Source organism: Psychrobacillus sp. FJAT-21963, assembly GCF_001420585.1.
GTDB lineage: Bacteria > Bacillota > Bacilli > Bacillales_A > Planococcaceae > Psychrobacillus.
The window spans coordinates 237,246-261,148 of record NZ_LJIY01000001.1; the positions used below are offsets into that span (position 1 = coordinate 237,246).

A 23,903-nucleotide genomic window follows, 5' to 3' on the forward strand; every position below is an offset into this window, starting at 1 on the left:
CCCTATAAATTAACTGTTTTGTTTATATCAAATAAATAAAGTATTTTTTCCTTTATCTCTATTTTCATGATTGCTTCTATTGCTTGTGCATATAAAGATAATTGGATATTGTAACGATTTTTCATTTCTTCAAGTAGGACAGTATCATTAGATACTAAATGCTGGACACGATCTGTCTTATAATCTAATAACACCCAGCGTCCATCTTCTTCTTGAAAGAGACAGTCTACTACCCCTTGAATAATTTGACTATCGCCATCCTCATCTTCTAATGCATAAGTAAAAGGAAACTCGCGCATAATTTCTTTCGCATGTATTAATCTATTTGCTATTTCTGAGTGAAAGAATGGAACCATTTTCTTTGGATTGATGGCAGCTTGCTCAGCTCTTGTAAGAATTTCTCTTTGACCAAGTGTCTCCACAAATTCTTGTATTTGTTCTGCACTTTTTACATTGGTTAAATCTACATTTTGCATAAATGCGTGCACAGCTGTTCCTACTTCTGCTCCCGTCAATTTTTCTTCTTTTTGAAGGAAAAATGGTCTTTTTGCAACTCGATTCGTTTTGCCAAGTGTATGACCCATTTGGAAGTAATCTTCCTCTTCTCTTTCTTCTAACAGTTGTATCTTTTTAATTTCACTAACTGTTTGTTTAGAACGCTTATGTGTAGAAAGTTCAAAAGGATAAGCAGTTTCAAAACGATGCTGAATTGTCGGCAATATAGATGATATGTCTTTGTTCAAAAGTGTATCCAACGACACTTTTTCGGATGCTTCTACTTCTGAGCGAATCTTTAACTCATCTATACATTTAGTGACAAAGTTCCACTTTGAGTCACTTTCAACTATATTTACTTCATTTATGTCAGCAATTTGATTATAGTCCGCATGCCTTGCTACAGCAGGACCTATCCAGTCTAAATAACTTTTTGCCTTAGCCCGTATATATCCCGGTAGCATTTCTCCAGGTAAAATCGATTGAGCATCCTCCCATTTTGTTAGGGTCTTAGCCAAATCTTTTATAGTAGCAATTAGGAATAAATGCTCTTTAGCTCGAGTCATTGCTACATACAATACACGCATCTCTTCAGCTTTTAACTCCATTTGCTTCTTTTCTTTCATCGCCAAGAATGGTAATGAAGTAAAGGAAATACGTTTGTCAGGATCAATTGCTTTTACAGCGAGACCAAACGATTGATCAAATAAATAATTCTCATTAAAGTCCATCTGGTTAAAGGGTCTTCCCATTCCTCCTAAAAAGACAATTGGAAATTCTAATCCTTTTGAAGAATGAATCGTCATCATTCGAACGACATTCTCCTTTTCACTAATAGCTCGAGCTGCTCCTAAGTCATCTCCACGCTTCCTCATTCGATCGATAAAACGTAAAAATCGAAAGAGACCTCTAAATGAAGTCTTTTCATAATCCACTGCACGATCATGAAGGACACGCAAATTCGCTTGCCGCTGCTTTCCATTTGGCATGGAGCCAACAATTTCATAGTAATTGGTATCTAAATAAATGCGCCATATCAAGTCTGCTAGCGATCCTCTTCTACTTAAGTTTCTCCAATCTTCAAACTGGAGTAAAAATCGTTGTAGTTTCTCTTCTGTTTCAATAGAAATACCATCTTTCCCTGTTGACACAAAGACCTTTAGAGCTTCATAAAAAGGTTCTTTTGGAGCAGCCAACCGAATTAACGCAAGCTCTGTCTCCGTTAATCCTACAAATGGAGAACGAAGTACGGATGCTAGTGAAATATCTTGGTATGGATTATCAATCGTTCGAAGTGTATGTAACATTATCAGCACTTCTATTGCTTCAAAATAACCTTTGGAAAGCTCAGCATATAACGGAATTCCCGCTTCTTTGAATTGATCTGTTACTTCCTGTGACCATGTCATAGAACGCATTAAAATAACAATATCACTATATTGTACGGGACGATTTTTTTTCTTCCAAGGATCAAAAACAGTTGCACCAGAATCCATTAAATCATTAATTTTAGAGATAATATAACGTGCTTCAGCTTGCGATTTCTTTAAATCTTCTTCGGCAATCGCTACTTCGTCTTCTCCATCCTCCTCATCAACTTCCGCGCTTCCATCTTCTACTTCATACAGAAGAGCAAGTTCAACTGCAGCTTCTGCTTCATCATAAGGAGCCTGTGGTTTTAAAGAAGCTGAGTCATCATAATTGATCTCCCCAACACTTTCCCCCATAACTTGCTGGAAAATATAATTCGTTGCATGGAGTACTTCTTTTCTACTTCGGAAATTTGCATTTAAATCTATTTTTACTCCAGAATTAAGAGGAAGTGAATCAAAAGCTAAATATTTCCCTAAAAACAGCATTGGCTCTGCTAATCGGAAGCGGTAGATGGATTGTTTCACATCACCAACCATGAACATATTTCCCGTTTGCTCATTACCGCTTTTTACTAACTGTAAGATTGTTTCTTGAAGTCTATTTGTATCTTGATATTCATCTACCAATACTTCTTTAAAACGGGATTGATACTCTCTTGCAATTGCAGATGGCCCAATCTCCCCATTTTCTTGACGTTCGCTTAATATTTCTAAAGCATAATGCTCTAAATCGGAAAAATCGACAAGTCCTTTGTCATCTTTAGCTGCAGTGTAACGTTCTCCGTATGTGATTGCCAACTCAACGAGCGTTTTTAATTGAGGAGCCATCAATCTCATTTCATCTAATAAACGTTCAGGTGTTCTAGCGAAGTAATCTTCTTTTAAATCATTTACAATTTTCTTCACTTTATTTCGTTTTTCAGCGGCTTGTTTTTTTAATGCTTCGTCACAAGAATCTTTTCTGATAGTTGCAGCTTTTCCCCAGGAAATGTTTTGAAAATAGTAGTACACATCTTTCCATGAGCCAATTTTCATTAATGATATCGCTTCATTTATCATTCCTTGATCATTCATCGCTGTTTCAGCAAGAGGAGCAGGTCCATTTGGCAAATTCGCTAGTTTACGAATTTCTCCCGTTACAGCAATAGCCGATTCTAATTGATGAACAATGGAGAGCTTCAAAGGTTCAATAAAGGATAACTCATCTATCGTAATCAACTCATCTAATGTATATGCTTTTGGTATTTCTTGTAACCACTTTTTTGGTTCTGGATGTACTCTCGCATAGGTATATAACTTCTCAATCATTAATTCAATGGACTGGTCATCTCGATCAGATGTAAAGCTATCTGATAATCGATACATGGCTTCTGGATTGTCTACATGATATGCCTCTTCCAATACTTCCGCTAGAATGTCATCACGCATTAAGGCTGCTTCTGTTTCGTTAGCAATGCGAAAACCTGGATCAATATCTAGCATATAGGAATATTGACGTACTATATTTAAACAGAACGAATGAAGCGTTGAAATTTGGGCTTTATTTAATAGGCTAAGTTGTTTGCGCAAATGAGTCGATGATGGGTCTTCTGCAATAGCTTTTTCTAAAGCTTCTCCCATTCGATGACGCATTTCCGCAGCTGAAGCATTTGTAAAAGTCACAACAAGTAATTCGTCCACATTAATCGGGTTTTCTTTTGCAATCACTTTTTGAATAAGTCGGTCAATCAACACAGCTGTTTTCCCTGAACCTGCGGCAGCAGAGACAAGCACATCAGAACCACTAGCCCAAATAGCCTTCCATTGCTCAGGTGTCCATGTTAATTCTGCTGGCATATTAGGAATGTTCACTAGTCCCCATCTCCTCTCTAATTTTTTCAGCCACCACGTCAGGTTGCTCTACTTTAAGCAATCGTACTGGTTGTTCTGGATCTTGTGGGTCAAATTGACAAACACTCTGATACGAACAATATTGGCATGGCATTTTATCCTTGAGACGGTATGGATATACACGTGTATCCCCTGCATTCATACCATTTCCAGCCTGTTCATGTTTTTTACGCACAAATGATTGAAGTAGTTTCATATTTTCTGTATCTACTACTTTTGATGAGGATTTGGATAAGTTCCCATCTTTATTTATTCGAACTGGAATAACCTTTGAAAAGCCATCCATTTGCTCATCCATTTCCATAATGACTTCTGAATCGTCTATTAATAAGCCATTCATTTTATATGATTTATAAATTGCTTCTTCCAACTCAGCTTCTGCCATCTCTTTTTTAGATTGAATAAAAGGATTATGAAGATGTACATATAGCACTCCAGCAGGCTCAGCATCCTCTTGTAACCAACTTGGTGCATTCGCGATTGCAACATCTAAATAGGTTAACATCTGCAGTGATAAACCATGATACACTTCGTTCAAATCAATCCCTTTTTTAGAAGATTTATAATCGACAATTCGCACAAACATATTCCCATTTATGTTTGCAGCATCCACTCGGTCAATTCTGCCTCGTAATTGCATTTTTCGTCTATTTTTTAGTGGTATTTCTAATGCGGGCAATGCTTCTCCAGGACCGAATCCTGCTTCAACAGCTATAGGAACGAAGCTAGAAACATTCGAGTGTTTACTTAATGCAATAAGTGTAGAAGCTACAATTTGCTCTAATTTTCGTTGAATATATCGATATCGATTTGTACTTAACAAAAGCTGATGGACAAATACCGGTACGATGTGATCTACTGCTTGTTTAGCAAGCTTCATACATTGGGATTTTGATAAATCTCCCCACATAATATTTAAACGGTTTGTTTCATCTGATATCCATTTTAATGCCGCATGAAACAAATCACCCATTGCCGGCGGCTCCAAATGATATTCAGCCCGCTCCTCTAACTTCAATCCATATGATGCATAATGGGCAAATGGACAGCTGTAATATTTTTCTACTCTTGAAACGCTCGAAATAATTGTTTCTCCATAAAGAGCAGATGTCATATCCTGTGAAAGTCTTTCGGTTTTATTCCCATGTATCATAGGCCGTGTTATTCGTTTCATTAGTTTAGACCAATACGGATCATCCATATAATAGCTATACACTGCTTGCCAAACTTCCGATAACTTGCCTGTATTCAGTGCTTCACGCAACTGCATGACAACATACGGTAACGTAGTACGTGGATGACTAATGGTTGATAGATCAACAACAGCATTCGTTGAATCACTTGGATCCATAACTGCTAACTCTATCTCAAGATTATCAATCATTTGCTGAAGCTTCTTAATATACATGGAAGGAAGCAATGCCTTTCCTTCGCTATCTGCTATTGGATACGATACAAATAAATAGTTGGATGCTCCAGTAAAAGCTTTGTAGACTAAGTAATTTTCATCTAGCAAGCGCATTTTAGAACTTGGTGCAAGTTCAAATCCGATATGATTAAACCACTCCCGATCCATATCGGAAAGTAGTCCTTCATGATCCATACGTTTTGGATAGATCCCATCGTTTACACCGATAACAAAGGTAGCCTTCATATTCACAACTCGTCCTATGTCAACACTTGCAACGACTACTTGATCTAAGGTAGGAGGTATCCTTGAAAAGGCTAATTGATCAAAGCCTTCATCTAATATTTTGGAGGCCTCCTCCAGTGACATCTCTTTTTCTCCGAACATTAAAACGAATTGGTCTAACACATCCACCCATTCATTCCACGCCTGCTCATGTTCTGTAGCAAGCAATAATTGACCTTCTTCCTCTTCTGCCTGCTTTAATACTTGTAATTTATCGTAAACTTGTAATGTCTCCATAAAAGTATATAAAGCTGTAGCAATATCGATGCCGGTATTACTAACTGTCAATTGTTCGGAAAGAACCTTCAAAGGATTAACCACTATATCTCTCACAGCATGAATATCTGCTTGAGTACTTAATTCTTCATCTGTTTGTACTTTTGAATAAAATTCAAGACCTCGATACTTTTTATAAATCCAGCGTTTTTCATCAAACCATCTATCTCCGTATATTCCAAAAGATAAGACGAAATTCTCTAATCGATCTGCTCGCTCTCTCCATTCCCTTTTAGAAGCATTTAAAGGGAAAAATAAATCAGTTTTAATCGCTCTAAACATAGACTCATATTTCCAATCCGAGCGAATTATTTCCAAGGCAGATCTACTAAGTTCAATAAGTGGATGGTGTAGCATTGGTTTCTTACGACTAATAAAAACCGGAATATCATATTGAGCAAAAATAGTTTCTATTAGTCCCTCATAAGTTTCCGAATCTCTATGTAGAATAGCCATCTCTTTATATCGAACATCATTTTGCTGCATGAGAACACGAATATTCCTCGCAATGGCATGAACCTCTGCTCGTCGATTTGCAGCTTCTATTACATGAAGATTTCCTTCTGTCCCTATTACTTGTGGAGGAAGCTGGTCAAAATTTGCTTCTAAATGGGCTAATTCTACCGTTTCAAAACGTTTTTGTTCTGTTTGGTGCTCTGTCGGTTCAATTTCTACATTTTCTTTGTTTGCGATATCTAACAACTTTTGACAAGTATTAGCCGGTTGGAAAAACAAGGATTGCTCATCAAGAGCATCAGCTAGTGACTCCATTGGTAAAGCAATCGTAAGACGTTTTGTTTTTTTCATCAGCTCTTGGATTATTTCTAGTTCCCTAGGAGTAAACGAAGTGAATCCATCAATATAAATTTCGGAGGTTGCGAGAAGCGAAGAATCTTTAATTTTTTGCGCTAGCAACATCAAGTATCCTTCTCCGTCAATATAGCTCGTGCCTAACTTTTGCTCCATAAGTTCAAGCAACATGACTAGGTCTGATGATTTATCAATCAATGTTTGAGGTGCTTGTACATTTTCTAAATCATTTAACACATTAGACATTGTGTCATAATTTAAACAATAACGGTTGAATTCCTTTAAAAGCACCTCAATTTGATCGGTAAATCCTCTTTTTGTAGCTGCACGGTTAAACAACTTAAATTGTTCTTTATTTTCCTCTAGTAAACTGCGAATTAGCATACGATAACCAAATCCGCTAATTTCCTCTTTTGCGATTCCACCAGTTTCTTGTAGTACTCGCCAAGCTAATCGTTTAAAAGTCGTTACTTGTGCACGTATTAACCCTGGAAGTCCTGAATCAGCTGCAAGTGAATATTCACTAGAAAAAGACATTTGGTCCGGCACTATATAAAATAATGGTTCTCCGATAGAATCCTTTTGTAATATATCAATGATTTCTTGTTGCATAAACTTTGTTTTACCCGAACCAGTTCGTCCAGTTACAATTCGTAAAGACATAAGTGCACCTTCTTTCTTTAAATAAGGCTGTAGTTGTTAATGATTTATGATGTGCTAAATAGAATGTGTTTCAAAATCTTATATTGCAGAGACACGGATTGTACGCTTGCCGCACGCTACGCATGAGCCTCCGTAGGATGAGTTGCTCCTTCGTAGCTCCCACGTCCCTTACGGGGTCTCCTTCTTCGCGCTCCTGCGGCTTGTAAGGCGCACATCTTAAAAGTTTTTTCTAAACAGTAAGAAGTAATCAGGAGCTGCATTCAAAACAATTTATTATAGAATAGACTTCGACTTTTTCAATAGGGGTCACTGGCATTCACGCCTTGCCAGCCGCATGACGTGCCGTATGAGACAGATGTATGCGCCTTGAGCATACAGCGGCTCATGCGGACGTGCGGCCAGCGTGAATGCCAATAGTTGTTGATGTATCTGTTCAAAGATTTCAATTGGTTAAAAATAATCAGTAATTATTAACAGAGTCTAAAATAATAAAAAAAATTTCTTACCGCTTAGAAAATTAAAAAAACCGAATAATCTCTTACTACTATTGTACAAAACATACAGTAGAGTGTGAAATTATTCGGAGTCAAAATTTAAAGTTGCTCTGGAAAACGGCCAATATCTTATTTTTACTTCTCCAATGACTTCTTCTTGATCTATAAATTGGAAATAACGACTATCTAAACTGGATATCCGATTATCTCCTAACACAAATAACTTGTTTGAAGGAACTTTATTACTTCCAGTCAACTCTTCTAAATCGAAGTCTTCGGTAAAATTTTCTTCCGGATTCTGATATGCAGGATAAGACGCAAGAAATTTTTCTTCTACTTTTTTATTATTTACGTACAATTTATCATTTTCATACTTGATAGTATCACCTGGTAAACCAATGACACGTTTTACATAGTCTTCTTTTTGGTCGCTATGAAAGATCACAATATCCATGCGGTCTATATCAGAAAGCTTACTCACAAATACTTTATCTTTGTCATGAAGTGTAGGCATCATTGATTCCCCGACTACTTCATAGTTCGTTAAAATGAAAGAACGAACAATAAATACTACTAAAATTCCAATGAAAATGGCCACTAACCATTCCAGCAATTCTTTTTGTGTATTACTCAAATCTTTTCTCCTTTTTATTTCGTCTTTCATCGCGAATTGATTTAAAATCTGCATCTACTTTTTTATCAATTTTTTTCTCCACAGCTTTTCCAACAAACCATAGTATAACCATTATTCCAATCATTATTGCTGTTCTTAAGGGTTGTGTAATGAGCGCTTTAATATCGGAACCAATAAAGCTTACCACTAATATCATAATTAGTTTCCCTAAGACAACTGTCCATAAATACGTATTTTTTTTCATATTAGATAGACCCGCAACTATATTCACAAGTGCGGAGGGTGTAAATGGAAAACAAATAAGTAAAAATAATGGTCCGAAACCGTTTCTCTCTACCCATAATATTAATTTTTGAATCTTTTCATGCCTTGTAATAAAACCTAAAACTCTAGCTCGTCCGTATTTTCTAATAACTAAAAATACAGTATAAGCACCTGCAACCGAACCTGCCCAAGATAATAAAAATCCAAACAAAATTCCGTAGGCAGTCACATTCGCCACGATAAAAACTACTAAAGGTAGAAACGGCAAAAATGCTTCAAGAAAAGGTAGTAATAGCCCAAATAGTGGTCCAAGTGCTCGGTAATCTTGTGTTAAATTAGATAAAGTTTCGAATGATAACCAACTTGGCATGGTAACTCTCCTCTTCTATGTATATTTATACTCTTCCCAATTTTCAACTATATAAAACTTTATAGATATAGTATAATTTGTTCACTATCATAATTGAAGGTGGTGAAATTCGACATGAATAATAATTCATTCGTAAAGGGTTTAAAAGCCGGTACGAGTATTGCTATCGGCTATTTTCCAGTTGCATTAACATTTGGTTTATTGGCAAAAACCACTGGACTTTCCATTATTGAAGCAACAGCAATGAGTATTTTTGTTTACGCCGGCGCTGCTCAGTATATGTCACTGACGCTTATAGCAAAAGGTGTTGATCCTATTTTAATCGTTTTAAATACATTTGTCGTGAACATTCGACACTTTTTAATGACGGCTGCACTCAATGAAAAGATGCATAGTGAAAAAAGATGGGTCAAAGGAATATATGCATTTGGGATTACAGATGAATCTTTTTCCGTATTAGCAACTCAAAAAGATGAAAAAATACATACTTCTTTTGCATTTGGTGTTGCGCTTATCGCATATGGTAGTTGGGTTGTATTTACAGCGGTTGGACATGTTATAGGTGCCAATCTACCAGCATTTTTACAAGCGGCCATGTCGATTGCTCTATATGCAATGTTCGTTGGTCTTCTAGTACCCTCTATGCGAGGAAACCGCAAAGTAGTCATGCTGGCCCTCATTGCAGCTATTATAAACGGATTTTTTTACTGGACAGAATTATTATCGACAGGATGGGCTATTTTAGTCGCTACCCTAGCATCCTCTATTTTTGTAGAAATTATATATGCCAATCATCAAAAGAGGACTAGACTACGAGGAAAAAACTTAGCGAAAGGAGCATAATGGAATGGAAGCATGGTATTGGTGGATGCTATTAGGAATGGCTATTGTTACCTATATTCCGCGAGCATTTCCCTTAACTTTTTTAGAAGGCAAAGAATTACCTCCTGTTGTTTCAGGAGTATTACGTAATATTCCATTTGCAGTATTAGGAGCATTAATTTTCCCAGCTATTTTATATGTTCAAGAAGGTAATCTATTATTTGGAATTATTGGAGCCATTGTGGCATTCGCACTTGCCATTATTTTTTCAAATGTAATGGTTGTAGTATTAGTAACAATTGGTGTTTTAGCTGTATATAGTCTTATCTTTTAAATACTACTTGACTGCTAGGAATAAATTACTTAATATTGGAATTAGTTCTTATAAAATTTACATAAAAATATCACTTTCTTATCGAGAGAAACTGAGGGACAGGCCCAATGACGTTTCGGCAGCAGATTCAGAATGAAAACTGTGCCAATTCCTGCAAGCAATTTATGCTTGAAAGATGAGAAAAGAAGGTTTTTCGATCATACGAAGAGCTCTCTTTTTCTTATCATACAAGATAAGATTAGGAGGGTTCTTTTTTGTTATGAATAATAAATGTAAAAGGAGCAGATATAAGTGAGTTTCCTAGTAGAAAAAAGAGACTATCTCCATAAATTAATAGAAGACAACAAGAATGTATATATTCAAATAAGTCATCAAATACATGAAAACCCTGAGATCGGAAACGAAGAATTTTTTGCTAGTTCTACGCTAATTGATTTATTAGAAAGTGCAAATTTTCAAGTCGAAAAAGGAATAGCAGGGCATGAAACGTCTTTCTATGCGATTAAGGATAGCGGTATCGAGGGACCTACTGTTGCTTTTTTAGCAGAATACGACGCTTTACCTTCAATTGGACATGCCGACGGACATAACATTATTGGTACGGCAAGTGTGGCTGCTAGCATCTCTCTAGCAGAAATGCTGAACGAAACCGGTGGAAGAATAATCGTCCTTGGTACTCCCGCAGCAGAAGGTGGATCAAAAGGAAGTTCAAAAGGAAACTTTGTAAGGCTCGGTTATCTAGAAGATGTAGATGTGGCTTTAATAATTAGCCCTTCAAGCAAAACTACTTTAAGTTGCGAAACACTTGCTCTGGAATCATTAGATTTTCATTTTATTGGACAAGCTACTCACCCAACAGCAGCTTCTAATAAAACAATAAATGCATTGGAAGCTGTCGTTCAGTTTTTCAACGGAATCCATGCGCTTCGTTCACAATTACCATCTGATATTAGCATACATGGAATTATTACACATGGAGGTGACTCACCGAACATTATCCCTTTCTTTGCCTCTGCTCGTATTCATGTCAGCGCAAAGAATTGGAAAAAAACAGAGGAAATCTCCGAAAAAGTTCGATTCCTTGCTAACGGAGCAACACTTGTAACAGGAACTTCTGTAAAAATCGAACGTTTTCAAAATGAGGTGCAAGATTTTGTAGTAAATTCAGTGTTAGATGAGGTTATTCATTCGGAATTTGAAGCTATTGGAGAAGTCGTATACACAGAAAGTAAACATTACAATGACTCTACGGATGCTGGAAATATTAGCTACGTAGTACCAACTGCAAGACCATCCATTAAAATTGGACCAGATGATTTAGTCGCCCATACAATAGAATTCCGTGAAGCTGCCAAATCTAAAGCTGCGGATGAAGCACTAATCAAGGGAGCTAAAGTCTTAGCTACAACCGGTTATCGAATATTAACAGATGCAAAACTACTTCATCAAATCAGAAAAGAATTTAATGCATCCTTAGCTCGTAAAGCAAAAGCAGATGGTATGGGCGTTTGCGATTTGAAAGATTAATATTGTAATTTATATTCTTTATCTTTCGGATTATGAAGTGTGTTTCGACAACATAAAGATTAGTCGGATATGCGTTTGCTATACAATACGCATAAGCTTCCGCTGGATGAGTTGCTCTTTTCACTACTGGAGCCTGAAAACACCAGATGAAAATAAAACAATTCAATGAAAGACAATACATTCCAAAAGAAAAAATCCACCTCTTCTTAAGAGGTGGATTTTTTCTTTTTGTCTCGACTTTTCATATGTGTTGCATACCAAAAACCTAAAGTCAACGATGCTGCATCAATAATATAAATCCACCATCTATGCGTGTAACCAGCATAGACAGAAGCGGCAAATAGAGCAACAGTCAATAATAATGCCACATAATGATTAAAGGTAACACGTGTAAAAAGAATAACAAGTAATGCTGGAGTAAAAATGGCTAATGTAACTTGAGTTGATATTGATAAAGTTTCCATAGTCATCTCCTATCTTACTAATATTAAGCCTAGACGATAGTGATCATGTCTAAACAAAATATGTTGGCGTAAACGAAGTTCTCCGCTAATATCTAGTACTTCTAAGCGACAATGTGCAGCATTTATTTGAACTGCTTCATAAAACTCTTGTTCATTTGTTACTTTTTGTCCGTTTACTTTGACAATTTTCTCACCGATTAATAGACCCATTTTCTCTGCTGGTGAGTCAGCAAGGACTCCGGCTATCATAACACCGTCCGATTGGGGGGAGATAGCAAACGTTCCTGACATTTCTTTTTTATAAGCTATGTAAGAAATGACTAATCTTGTGATGGCTCCGAGAATTAATGCAAGTCCACTTACTAACGGCATAAAATAACCAACTGCCGCTACTACAGCCACGATAATTCCTAATTGCCAAACTTTTTTTCCAAGGCTAGGGAAAAATTCTACAGCGAGTGTTTTTCTGCTCTTTTGCTGAAATCCTATAACAAATGGAAATAAAACCAATGAGAATGTCGATTCTCCAAGTGTAAATTGCGGCCAATATGGAATATAGGAAGAAATCGCATCACCTGGAATGACTAATAAAATAGGTAGTATCCACAGCCGTTTTGTAACATATTCAATTGCTTCAATTCCTCTTGGTGTTTTTACTAGTTTAGGAGAAGCATTTTGTGCTCCGTGTTTTTGTATAAGAATTCCTTCTATGATTAATAGTAACCCTGCTAAGACTGCGATGGTCACGATAGATTTTTGGAAAAAATCCATACCAGTTAAATTCCACGGAAGAATATTAAATGACCAATCATACAGATTCATAATATATAACGTAACAGCTCCTAATGCCATTGCATAAATTGCAGAACCAAGCTGGTACATAAATAATAAAACAAACAAGATCATCCATGCGCTATAAACAAATAACCAAGAATTTGGTACGACTAGTCCTATCCCTACACTGATAATGGAAAGAATAATTGCCCAAACATAACCATCAAATAAATGCTTGGCTTCAGTCCACCCCCATAGAATTCTAGTACGGAAATGCTTTCTCTCTCTCTTGACACGAAAATAACCAATTAATATGGAGAAAAGAAGCGTAATATAAATTGCTGGGTGAAGGAAAAAACGTCCAATTCCTTTCGCCAATTCGATAATTATTTCTTCCACGATACGCATCCCCCTCTATTACAATACTCGTTCTATTATTGTAACAAACGAGGAGGCCTTTGCGTATAGGATTTTGGAATAATCTTATTTTTTCATTTCATGAACCAAATAACTGATACCCATTTGTAGCTGCTTATCATTTTCTTTTCTAGTTTTGTATTCCATCAGTGTTTTAGAAAGAGACTGGAATAGTGCATCATCTATATCGGAACTAGGCTCTAAACTTCTCTCTTGTCGATACTTTTCTACTCCATCCATCGTATCTTCATCAAAATAACCATCTTTGCGTCCAATATTATATCCTAAAGCACCTAGTACATTTTGAACATACTTTATTTCCTCTCCGAAATCTCCAACTCGGAATTCTCCGTGAGGATATTTAATATCCATTGTATATAGTTCCTCTGGCTCAACCTCCAAATCAGCTTGAATTCCTTTATGGTGAATCCATTCTTGTTTAGGAGTCAACCATTTATGGGTAGAGATTTTTAATTTTCCACCATTTGACAATGGATGAGATTCTTGTACAGTTCCCTTCCCGTAGCTTGTTTCACCAACAATCATCGCACGATTATTATCTTTTAAAGCACCAGCTAATACTTCACTAGCAGAGGCACTACCTCCATTTTGCAGTAAAACAGCTGGTATTTTATTTAGATAAGGCTTTTCCTTATTTTCTGTATTCAACATTTCTAAAACTCCATTTGCATCTTGCATATAAGCGAATGTTTTTCCATTTTCGAGTAGGGTACTGACAATGGATGACACACTATATAAATATCCACCTGGGTTTCCTCTTACATCGATCAGAAGACCATCTATTCCCCGATCTACTAATGCCTTTGTTTGTTTAGCCCATTCTTCTCCTGTTTTTTCTCCAAAAATAGCGATGGTCACAATACCAATTGAAAAATCCTCGACTTCATAAACTTCACTAGATACGGTGTGCATCGCAATTACTTCCCGCTTCATATGTAACTCTACATGGCGTTCTTCACTTGAACGATAAACAGTCATCTTAAGACTAGTTCCTTTTTCGCCACTTAACAATTTTACAAGTTCAGCCATGGACTTACCATCCAGTCTTTCTCCATTCACTCGAACAATCTCATCTTGTGGCTTTAACCCAGCCCTATAAGCAGGAGAATCTTTAAGAGGAGAGACAACTACGAATTTTCCACCTGATAGTGTTATTTCTACTCCTATCCCAACTCTCTCTTCGGCTAGTGAAGACTCTTGGGCTACCGCTTCTTCTTTAGTCAAATAACTGCTATGAGGATCTTCTAATGCCTCTGCCATCCCTCGAATTGCACCTTCCACAAGTATATTTTCTTTTTTGGCGAATACGGCCTCTTTTCTAATTAATTGAAAGGCTTCATCGATGACTTGATTGTTACTAATAGACGTAGTAGTTGTTGATTGATCATTCGCTGGTTTTACCATCCAAAAATAAAAGATTCCTAGTAAGATAACAAACAAAATAACATATAAAAAAATCCGACTTTTGCGCAAGCTATACCTCCTACTTTTCCACTAATATATGTGAGAAATGAAGAGTTTAATACTTGCCCAAAAATCGGAATTTATTTTAAATTACCTACTAAGTCTGTAAGCATTTGTTCGTCCATTGGACCAACGATTTTATTTTGGATTGTTCCAGTCGTATCAATCATATATGTAGTAGGAATTGTAATAGCTTGATACGTTTCACCTACTATACCCTCTTCATCAAGAGGTATGGGAAAACTTAGAGCGTAATCTTCTTGAAAAGCTTGCACTTTATCAAGTCCAGAATCTGAGCTAGTCAAATTAACCGCCAAGATTTCTACATTTTCTTGTTCAGCCTTATCCTCGTAATAGTTTTGCATATGTGGCATTTCAGCTTTACAAGGTGGACACCAAGTAGCCCAAAAGTTTAATACTACCTTTTTCCCTTTATAATCGGACAATGTCACTTCTTTACCATCAAGTGTCGTAAGTGTAAAGTCTGGTGCAGCATCCCCTTTTCCGGTACCATCATTTGCTGGATTGGTTGCAAGATCAGAACCTAATTGCTCATTTGAAATTGCTTCAGTTCTATCCGTATTACTTTTTACAAAGGTAATCGTTGCAATAGCCACTAAACTCGCAATTATCAATAACCCAAATATCTTTTTTTTCACTTTTGTTCCTCCACTCAATTTGTTAGACGTACAAGAGTTTAAGAATTCTATCGCTCCTATTATACGCATAAATGAAGTCAAATACTAATTAATTGTTCAAATCGATTTTACCTATGGAGGAATAAGAAAAACTCAAATTCTATCTTCTAATACTGTTTTCAATCGTTTCCGGTGGTAATTTGGACAGATATTCAATCAAAATAAAAAAAACGGCCGAAGCCGTTTTTTATAAGGAAATATATCTAAGTGGGTTAACTGAGTTTGCTGTCATACCTTCCCAGTTCCCTATATGAATTTCAAAATGTAAATGAGGGCCAGTGGAGTTACCAGTAGTACCGATTGCTCCAATATGCTCGCCTTTCGATACAACTTGTCCAACACTTACGTTAATTTTGCTTAAATGTGCATATAAAGAAGTGAATGTTTGACCATCTATTGAATGTGTCACCATAATAACATTTCCGTATGTGCTCAGTGGTGACGCATAAGAAACTACTCCATCAGCAGCAGATACAACAGGTGTACCTGTTGAGTTAGCAAAATCTACACCATAATGCATTTTACCTTTACCATAAATAGGATGTATACGATAACCGTATCCTGAAGTGAACGTTCCGTTCGCAGGTTTTGTCCATGCCCCAGAAGACACTTCCGGAATCGCTACGGAAGAACCACTTGATGATTGCTGACGTTTTCTTTCTTCAGCAGCTTTACGTTTCTTTTCTTCTGCAATCTTTCTAGCTCTTTCTGCTTGACGCTTTTGTTCTGCCACAATTTTATTTTGTACATCTGCACTTATATTTAATACTTCTTCATATTCCGTTTCCATCACTTGTTTTTGTTCAAGTAATTTCGATTGTTCTGCCTCTAATTGGTCCACTAAAGTTCCTTTAGAAGCTTTTTGTTTATCAAGAGAAGCTTTTAAATTTACGAGCTTATTTTTACTTTCTTCTTGCTCTTCTAACTTTTTCTCTAAACTAGCTCTTTCTTCTTCTAATTGTTTTTTATCATCTGCTTGTTCTTTTAAAATAGTACGATCCGCTTCCATCAATGTATTTACTGCTGAAAAACGGTCGATGAAATCAACGAAGCTATTAGCACCAAGCAATACGTCTAAATAGCTTACAGAACCACCACTAACTTGTACTGCACGGATACGTTCTTTTAAAAGCTTGTCACGTTCTTCAATTTTTCGTTCTAATTCTACAATAGAAGCCTTTAATTTTTCAATTTCATCAGTAGTGAGCTTAATCTCATTTAAAACATTAGAGATGTTCTTTTCAGTATCTAAAATTTCCGTGTCTAATGCCTGAATCTGAGCCATGATTTGGTCGATTTTAGACTCATTTTGATTTATTTTACCTTCTGTTTCTTTAATGTTTGAGTTAATAGATTCTTTCTTTTGCTCTAACTCTTTTTGTTGACCTTTTAAATCATTTAAAGAATTCGCTAGTGCACTCGGTCCTGTGAATAAAAGTGCTCCAGATGTTGCTATCGCTAAAACTCGTAGCGTCCACTTAGACTGTTTTCTCAAAACTTCTTGCTCCCTTCAAGCTTCCTTCTTATCTTATCTAACTCTTAAACCCGTAAAAACTTACGAACTGACATAAAACTACCCCAGATTCCGATTAAGACACCCATTAATAATATCAAGGCATTGACTTGATAAATGAATGGTGAAAAATCGAGTAGTTCAAATAAATTACCCTGTGCCAATTTTGGCCCTAGGACATTGTAAATATTATAGTAGAGTATTGTTATCAGTGTAATCGGAATAATAGCTCCTAATATACCAAGCCACATACCCTCTAAAATAAATGGAATTCGAATAAACCAGTTAGTAGCACCTACGAGCTTCATTATTTCAATGTCACGTCGTCTAGCAACAATGGTAATACGAATAGTATTAGAGATTAAGAACATTGCAGTAAATAACAATGCTAAAATTAACACTAATCCTATATTTCTACTTGTATTTAAGAAAGAAAAGAGTTTTTCAATTTTTCCTTCTCCATACTTCACTTCGAATGTGTTATCTAATTTATCAAGTTTCTTCGCAACCGCTGCTGTTTCTTGTGGATTTTCCGCTTTAGCATAAAACACATTATGTAATGGGTTTTGCTGTTCAAATAATCGTAAGTCTTCCCCAAAATCTAACACTAACTTGTTTAGTTCGTCTTCTTTTGGCGAAAAAGCAACTTCGGCTATTCCTGATGTATTTTTAATCTCTTCTTCTAATTTTGTAATAGCAGCTTCATCCGCTGTTAACTCTACGATTACTTTAATTTCAACATCTTTTTCAAGATCATCAGCGACTTTATTTAAATTCATCATAATCATGACGAAAACACCAACAAGTAATAAAGTTACTGTTACTGCACTAACCGAGGCAAAAGTCATCCAACCATTACGGCTTATACTCTTAAGGCTATCTCTGAAGTGTCTTCCTGCTGTTCTAGCTTTCATAACCGTAATCTCCTCCGTATACATCTCGGGTGATTAATCCACCCTCAACTGCGATAACACGGTGTCTTAATGTATTCACAATTTCTCTATTATGAGTTGCCATAATAATTGTTGTTCCACGTGAATTTATTTCTTCAAAAATATTCATGATCTCCCAAGAAGTATCAGGATCTAAATTTCCTGTCGGTTCATCCGCAATTACTAATTTAGGGGTATTCACAATGGAACGAGCAATCGACACACGTTGTTGCTCCCCACCTGAAAGCTCTGTTGGAAACATTCTAGCTTTATGTTTCAAACCAACAAGCTCAAGAACATCCATTACTTTTTTGCGAATAACTTTAGGTGTTTCTTCAATTACTTCTAATGCAAATGCAACATTTTCATACACATTTAAACGAGGTAGTAATTTAAAGTCTTGGAAGACTACCCCAATTTGTCTTCTTAAATATGGAACTTTACTATTTTTTAGAGTAGCTAAGTTAACTCCATTAATAATAATATCCCCTGAAGTTGGTCTTTCTTCTCGATACATCATTTTGATGAATGTCGATTTTCCTGCACCACTTGGCCCGACAACATAAACAAATTCACCTTGCTTAATTTCTACATCAATCCCATTTGCTGCAACAATACCGTTCGGATATTTTTTGTAGACTTTTACCATTTCTATCATTTTTAAACCACCTAATTATTTTGCTTTGTAAAATACGACATGCCTATTATAACATTAGATGCCTTTTCTTTTGTTACAGTTTCATTTCAATTTATAGGTAAATTTATGCAGTTTTGACACATTTCTTTGTTTCCTTTTTACGAATTAGGAGGATTTTCGTACATACAAATTACCTAATAATTTAACATTCTACATTTCTCTTCTCTTTTCCTTCTTTATTAACAAAAAAAATCAATTGCTTAAAAAAGCAATTGATTTTTGTAAAAAACATTAAATTGTTGACAGAAAACAGAACTTATAATTATTTCTTCTCAGCTAACCATGCCGCAACAGCTTCTGCGTCTTCTCCGGTAACAAGACCACCTGGCATTGCACCTCTACCGTTTTCAATTACATTTAAAATTTCATCATTAGATAAACGAGATCCTACATCATTAAGTGCTGGGAAGTTTCCTTGTCCCTCTAAGTTTCCGCCATGACAGCTTGTACATTTTGCATTTACAATTTTTTCGGGATCAACAGATGCGGTTTCAGTTTCAGTTTCAGTTGTACCTGTGTCGGCTGGTTCTGCTTCTTCATCTCCGCCGCCACATGCTGCTAACAATAAACCAGCACCAAGAATTGCAGCTAATAATTTTTTATTCATATTTTTTCCTCCCTTAACTAATATTGCTTTGCATTCTTAGTATACCAAAGTTAGTTCCTTTTAAAACCTTCCCCTAGCACCTCGTATGCACTTGAAACAATCACAAAGGCTTGTGGGTCATGGGTTTTGACAATTTGTTTCAGTTTTGTGAATTCGGTTTGATAGGCAACTACTAACAAAATTGGTCGTTCTTCCTCAGTGTATCCCCCAATTGCAGGAAGTTTTGTCACCCCTCTGTCTATTTCTTTATATATAGCATCCCTTATTTCCTCTTGTTTATTCGTAATAATGTAAATCATTTTAGATTGACTAAATCCAAGTTGAACTAAATCAATGGTCTTCGTCGTTACAAACAATCCAATCAATGCATAAAGTGCTTTTTCAATATCAAAAACGATGGCAGCACTAAGTACAATTAAACCATCAATTAATAACACACTTGTTCCAAGAGAAAATCCAGTATACTTTGTAATAATTTGAGCTGCTAAATCAGTACCTCCTGTAGATGCACCACCTCGAAACACGATTCCTAATCCAAGACCTACCGTGATTCCTCCAAACAAAGCACCTAACAGTGGATTCGTTGTCCATGGTTCCCAACTAGAAGATAATAAAACAACTGCTGGAAGTGTAAGAGTTCCTACTAAAGATTTGATGCCGAACTTAGCACCAAGAAAAAATAGACCAGCAATAAATAACGGGATATTAAATGAATATTGAACAATTCCTGGCTCCCAGCCAAAAACGCCTTTTAAAATGGTACTTATCCCACTTACTCCACCCGAAGCAACTTGATTTGGTAATAAAAAAACATTAAATCCAATTGCAATAATCGCCGCACCAATTATGACATATAAATAATCTCTTCCTTGTTCCCATAAAGGCGGAAGCTCTTTGTGTATTCTTTGATTTGTAGACATATTTTATCCTCTTTCGTTTCAAAATACTTATATAGCCCGAACTAGTATAACAACTGATGAGGACTTTGTGAACTTCAGCAAAGTGACGCGATAAATGGATAAAGTGATTGATTGTTTCGATGGAATTATTCAGCGTTCTCGTGTTTCTCTCATTATCTTAAGTATTATCCCTATGTTAAACGTTATACGGTCGTTTCCTTTTTAATCAAAAAAGATGCCAACATGGTGGGCATCCTAAGAGTGTAGACAAAATCAAATTTATAAAAGAGTTAGATCATTGTTTTCCGAAGCTTACCGCTCGCTTTCCGTGGGCGAGCGCCGAGCCGCTTCGTCGCTACGCTCCTGCAGGGTCTCGTCTAACTCGCTTTCCCACAGGAGTCGAGCGGACGCTTCTCCAAACATCTTAAGTAAATAGAAAAGGATGATAAAAATCAAAATAATTAACGAGACAATTAGCCAACTTCCTTTTTGTCATATTGCATCAAGGAAAGTAACCCAATCTAAGTGTAAGGCAATATTCATTGAGTAATTGTATTTTCCCCTATACTTAAGCTTTTATCAAAGTTCAACCGTTTCTTTACGCTTTCCAAATACTTGTTTATCTCATAATAGTGGCGAAGATGATCTGCTTCTTCTACATGTTTTTTTCTCTGAAGTTGAGAGAGAGTAGATATCATCAAATGCTGATTCAGCGTCAAATTTAGGAAGACTAAAATCGTGTTTGCGGAAGAAACCATCTTTAGTTTTTGGACGTGTGTATGGAAGTACAAGCATTATATTGATAGGAGCGGAGGCGGCGACTCCAGCGGGAAAAGCGGGACAGTCGAGACCCTGGACTGAGCTTTGCGAAGGAAGCGGCTCGGCCCCGCCCGCGGAAAGCGTCCGCCAGGAGCGGAATTTTTATCATTATTTTAATTGAAAAAAGACTGTAGACAAACTCAAAATCCTTAGAGTTTGTCTACAGTCTGCCCAACGTGATGGGCATCTTCTCTCATTTCTTAATTGATTGTGTTTCTTCGTATGTTTCATCGATATATTTTGCAATTGTCTTTTGTTCGTCCGTAATATTAACTAAAGTTGCATTAAGCTCTTCAACTGCAGCGGTGCTTTCTTCTATAATAGCTGCAAATTCGTTCGTACTCGTTTGGATAGCTTCACTATTTTCAGCAATTGCATCCACATCTTTTAAAAATTTTGATAGTTCATTTTGTAAAGATTGCATTGTCTCAAATAACTCGTTGAATGACTTATTCGACTTATCTGCCGTTTGTACTTGGGAATAAATTTGAGTAACACCTAATTCTAATTTACCCAATGCTGCTTCATTATATTTATTTACTTCGTTTAAGTTTGTATCTATTTTTTCTAGAGACTGATCTGTCACTCCAGCTAATTTCCTTATTTCTTCTGCAACTACTGCAAAACCTTTTCCTTGTTCTCCTGCTCTCGCAGCTTCAATAGATGCGTTTAATGCTAATAAATTGGTTTGCTCGGTTATTTTTCTAATAGTACTCGCAAATTCATTTGTTTCATTGATTTTATTGGAAAGATCGTTGAATGTTTTATTCAACTCAACAAAAAATACTGTAAATTGATCTATCTCATTTTTCATTTTATTCATTACTACGGATCCATCGGCTGCATTTTTTTCGGCTATTTCTGCTTGACGGACAATTGCGTTTAAATGACCAACCATTTCTTTTACAGAATCTGTTGTAGCCTCTGTATTCTTTACAATATCTACTACATGATCTGCTTGTCGTTGAGAGCCAATGCTTACTTCATCTACTGCCTGAAGCATCTCTTGCTGCGAATAGATAGAAGCATGTGTACTATTGCGTATTTGTTCCAAATTAGTTGTAATGATTGTCACGGCGGTTTGGAGATGTTGTTTATGTAATTCCTCGTCTTTTGCTTTCATTTCCGCATTACCTACTAAATTCTCAACATTAGTAAATAATGCTTTACTTTGCCTAACTTGTAGAAAAATACCTAAAGCCATTATAAATTGTACAAAAAAGACATTAATCGTTTTACCTTCAAAAATACCAGTTGTATCAAATAAAACATTTACGATCATTGCAAGAACAGAAAAAATATAGCCAAATAAAAATACTCCCTGGTTGTTGTGTAAACTGCTTAATATTAGTACAAAAAGTGCTAAAACAATTGAAGCGATACTGACTTCATAAAAATAAGATGTTCCCGTCGAAGTGATTGCACCTGAAATAATGACAATATACGGAAAAATAATTGCTAATTTGTTTGTTAATCTAGTAAGAAAATAAATCGCGACAGTTAAAATTAGTGGTACCCCAATGGAGATAATAACAGCGTTGTCTTGCTTTAACAAAATTTGCGCAATGAGACCTAAAGTTCCTGCCAGTCCATAAGCTAAAAATAAAATGAAGTTTTTCTTTTGTAAATCCTGTTTCTTAATGTCTACGATATTCATCCCGCTATCCTCCAAAATATTCAAATTAAAGACAAAAAAATACTCCAATGTTACCTAATTATAACATCGAAGTATGATTCGTCTATTAATTTATTTTTGATCGTAAATAGGCATGAATAAATTGGTCTAGTTCTCCATCCACTACAGCGTGAACGTTACCACTCTCTTCATTTGTACGATGATCTTTTACCATTGAATATGGGTGGAATACATAAGATCGAATTTGACTTCCCCATCCGATTTCCTTTTGTTCTCCACGGATTTCAGCAAGTTGTGCTTCTTGCTCTTCAATTTTCAATTGGTACAATTTAGATTTCAATAATTTCATTGCGTGTTCACGGTTTTTAATCTGTGAACGTTCGGTTTGACAAGTAACAACTGTGTTGGTTGGTAAATGTGTAATACGAACTGCAGAATCGGTAGTATTGATATGCTGACCACCTGCACCAGTGGCACGATAAGTATCAATTTTCAAATCTTCATTACGAATCTCAATTTCGATTTCGTCGTTAAACTCTGGCATTACTTCACATGAAACAAAAGATGTATGTCTACGGCCTGATGAGTCAAAAGGTGAAATACGTACAAGACGGTGTACACCCTTTTCTGCTTTTAAATAGCCATATGCATTATGTCCTTTTATTAGCAAAGTAACCGATTTAATACCTGCTTCATCGCCTGGTAAATAATCAATTGTTTCAACTTTAAAGCCATGTTTATCTGCCCAGCGCTGGTACATACGAAGTAAAATAGAACCCCAGTCTTGTGACTCTGTTCCACCAGCTCCTGGATGTAACTCTAGAATAGCATTATGCTTATCATATTCTTCACTTAATAGCATTTGCAATTCAAAGTCTCCAAGTTTACTACTGAAATCTTTTAGTTCAACACCAAGCTCTTCTTGTAATTCTTCATCTGGTTCTTCTTTAATTAATTCAAGCGTCATTTCTAGATTTTCTTGTGTGGATACAAGGTCTTTGTATTGCTCTACGATTCCTTTTAATCCATTCATCTCATTGATTACTTTCTGAGCACCTTGAGAGTCATCCCAAAAGTCCGGAAAAGTCATCATTTCTTCTAATTCTTGTATACGAACCTCTTTGTTTTCTAAGTCAAAGAGACCCCCTAAAGTCTTCCAATTTACCTGCTGTTCGATCTAATTCATTTCGTATCGCTGCTATTTCCACCATTTTATATTGCCTCCGACTTTCTTAAATTCTCTTACATTTACTCAGATTTCAAGCGCCTAGTCACTTTACGTAAAAAAGCAGACATAGACGCTTGAGTTATCGTTTA

Annotated in this window: 18 protein-coding genes and 1 riboswitch; of the genes, 3 read left to right on the plus strand and 15 right to left on the minus strand. The window is 36.1% G+C overall.

The annotated features are described in order from the left end of the window. Positions 1 to 2: 2 nt before the first annotated feature. The 4 genes from addA to AN959_RS01170 form a co-directional block, all read right to left on the minus strand. Positions 3 to 3,704 (minus strand): helicase-exonuclease AddAB subunit AddA, encoded by a 3,702-nt coding sequence (addA, locus tag AN959_RS01155; RefSeq protein WP_056829066.1) that lies wholly within the window; start codon positions 3,702 to 3,704, stop codon positions 3 to 5. Between the two features lies 1 nt (position 3,705). Then, positions 3,706 to 7,200 carry a helicase-exonuclease AddAB subunit AddB gene (gene addB / locus AN959_RS01160; protein ID WP_056827574.1) on the minus strand — a complete coding sequence of 1,165 codons (3,495 nt, stop codon included), beginning with the start codon at positions 7,198 to 7,200 and terminating at the stop codon, positions 3,706 to 3,708. Positions 7,201 to 7,776: 576 nt separating this feature from the next. After that, the gene (lepB, locus tag AN959_RS01165) at positions 7,777 to 8,328 is read right to left on the minus strand and encodes a signal peptidase I (RefSeq protein WP_253278849.1); all 552 of its coding nucleotides are present in this window, start codon (positions 8,326 to 8,328) and stop codon (positions 7,777 to 7,779) included. Then, positions 8,321 to 8,962 carry a TVP38/TMEM64 family protein gene (locus AN959_RS01170; RefSeq protein WP_056827575.1) on the minus strand — a complete coding sequence of 214 codons (642 nt, stop codon included), beginning with the start codon at positions 8,960 to 8,962 and terminating at the stop codon, positions 8,321 to 8,323. Before AN959_RS01170 ends, lepB begins: the two co-directional genes overlap by 8 nt. Positions 8,963 to 9,076: 114 nt before the next feature. Here AN959_RS01170 and AN959_RS01175 point away from each other — a divergent pair, with 114 nt between their 5' ends. The 3 genes from AN959_RS01175 to AN959_RS01185 all read left to right on the plus strand — a co-directional run bounded on the left by AN959_RS01175 (position 9,077) and on the right by AN959_RS01185 (position 11,645). Further along, positions 9,077 to 9,805, plus strand: coding sequence for an AzlC family ABC transporter permease (locus AN959_RS01175; protein WP_056827576.1), 729 nt, complete (start codon positions 9,077 to 9,079; stop codon positions 9,803 to 9,805). Positions 9,806 to 9,809: 4 nt separating this feature from the next. After that, on the plus strand, positions 9,810 to 10,118 hold the full coding sequence (locus tag AN959_RS01180; RefSeq protein WP_056827577.1) for an AzlD domain-containing protein: 309 nt from the start codon (positions 9,810 to 9,812) through the stop codon (positions 10,116 to 10,118). Between the two features lie 75 nt (positions 10,119 to 10,193). Next, a riboswitch (SAM riboswitch) is annotated at positions 10,194 to 10,300 on the plus strand. A gap of 109 nt (positions 10,301 to 10,409) precedes the next feature. Next, complete coding sequence (locus AN959_RS01185; protein ID WP_056827578.1) at positions 10,410 to 11,645, plus strand: M20 family metallopeptidase; 1,236 nt, start codon at positions 10,410 to 10,412, stop codon at positions 11,643 to 11,645. Between the two features lie 206 nt (positions 11,646 to 11,851). On the opposite strand, the gene AN959_RS01190 is transcribed toward AN959_RS01185, so the two are convergent. The 11 genes from AN959_RS01190 to prfB all read right to left on the minus strand — a co-directional run bounded on the left by AN959_RS01190 (position 11,852) and on the right by prfB (position 23,794). Continuing rightward, on the minus strand, positions 11,852 to 12,109 hold the full coding sequence (locus tag AN959_RS01190) for a CsbA family protein (protein WP_053590268.1): 258 nt from the start codon (positions 12,107 to 12,109) through the stop codon (positions 11,852 to 11,854). A gap of 9 nt (positions 12,110 to 12,118) precedes the next feature. Next, entirely contained in the window at positions 12,119 to 13,291 is a 1,173-nt protein-coding gene (locus AN959_RS01195) for a PDZ domain-containing protein (RefSeq protein WP_253278850.1), read from the minus strand. Positions 13,292 to 13,366: 75 nt separating this feature from the next. Further along, positions 13,367 to 14,794 (minus strand): S41 family peptidase, encoded by a 1,428-nt coding sequence (locus tag AN959_RS01200; protein WP_056827579.1) that lies wholly within the window; start codon positions 14,792 to 14,794, stop codon positions 13,367 to 13,369. Between the two features lie 71 nt (positions 14,795 to 14,865). Beyond that, complete coding sequence (locus tag AN959_RS01205) at positions 14,866 to 15,444, minus strand: peroxiredoxin (RefSeq protein WP_056827581.1); 579 nt, start codon at positions 15,442 to 15,444, stop codon at positions 14,866 to 14,868. Positions 15,445 to 15,670: 226 nt separating this feature from the next. Continuing rightward, positions 15,671 to 16,978, minus strand: coding sequence for a murein hydrolase activator EnvC (locus tag AN959_RS01210; protein ID WP_056827583.1), 1,308 nt, complete (start codon positions 16,976 to 16,978; stop codon positions 15,671 to 15,673). A gap of 44 nt (positions 16,979 to 17,022) precedes the next feature. After that, positions 17,023 to 17,910, minus strand: a complete 888-nt coding sequence (gene ftsX / locus AN959_RS01215) for a permease-like cell division protein FtsX (protein ID WP_056827585.1) — start codon at positions 17,908 to 17,910, stop codon at positions 17,023 to 17,025. After that, positions 17,900 to 18,586 (minus strand): cell division ATP-binding protein FtsE, encoded by a 687-nt coding sequence (ftsE, locus tag AN959_RS01220; protein ID WP_053590273.1) that lies wholly within the window; start codon positions 18,584 to 18,586, stop codon positions 17,900 to 17,902. Before ftsE ends, ftsX begins: the two co-directional genes overlap by 11 nt. 301 nt (positions 18,587 to 18,887) lie before the next feature. Further along, the gene (gene cccB / locus AN959_RS01225) at positions 18,888 to 19,232 is read right to left on the minus strand and encodes a cytochrome c551 (RefSeq protein ID WP_056827587.1); all 345 of its coding nucleotides are present in this window, start codon (positions 19,230 to 19,232) and stop codon (positions 18,888 to 18,890) included. Positions 19,233 to 19,282: 50 nt separating this feature from the next. Then, positions 19,283 to 20,152, minus strand: coding sequence for a YitT family protein (locus AN959_RS01230; protein ID WP_056827589.1), 870 nt, complete (start codon positions 20,150 to 20,152; stop codon positions 19,283 to 19,285). A 991-nt stretch (positions 20,153 to 21,143) separates the two neighbouring features. Next, a complete protein-coding gene (locus AN959_RS01240; RefSeq protein WP_056827593.1) occupies positions 21,144 to 22,607 on the minus strand; it encodes a methyl-accepting chemotaxis protein in 1,464 nt (487 codons plus the stop codon). An 85-nt stretch (positions 22,608 to 22,692) separates the two neighbouring features. Next, positions 22,693 to 23,794, minus strand: a protein-coding gene (prfB, locus tag AN959_RS01245) for a peptide chain release factor 2 (protein ID WP_156350728.1) whose coding sequence is annotated in 2 segments (ribosomal slippage) — positions 22,693 to 23,721 and positions 23,723 to 23,794 — 1,101 coding nt in all. Because the reading frame shifts where the segments join, the coding sequence is not laid out codon by codon here. Positions 23,795 to 23,903 lie beyond the last annotated feature (109 nt).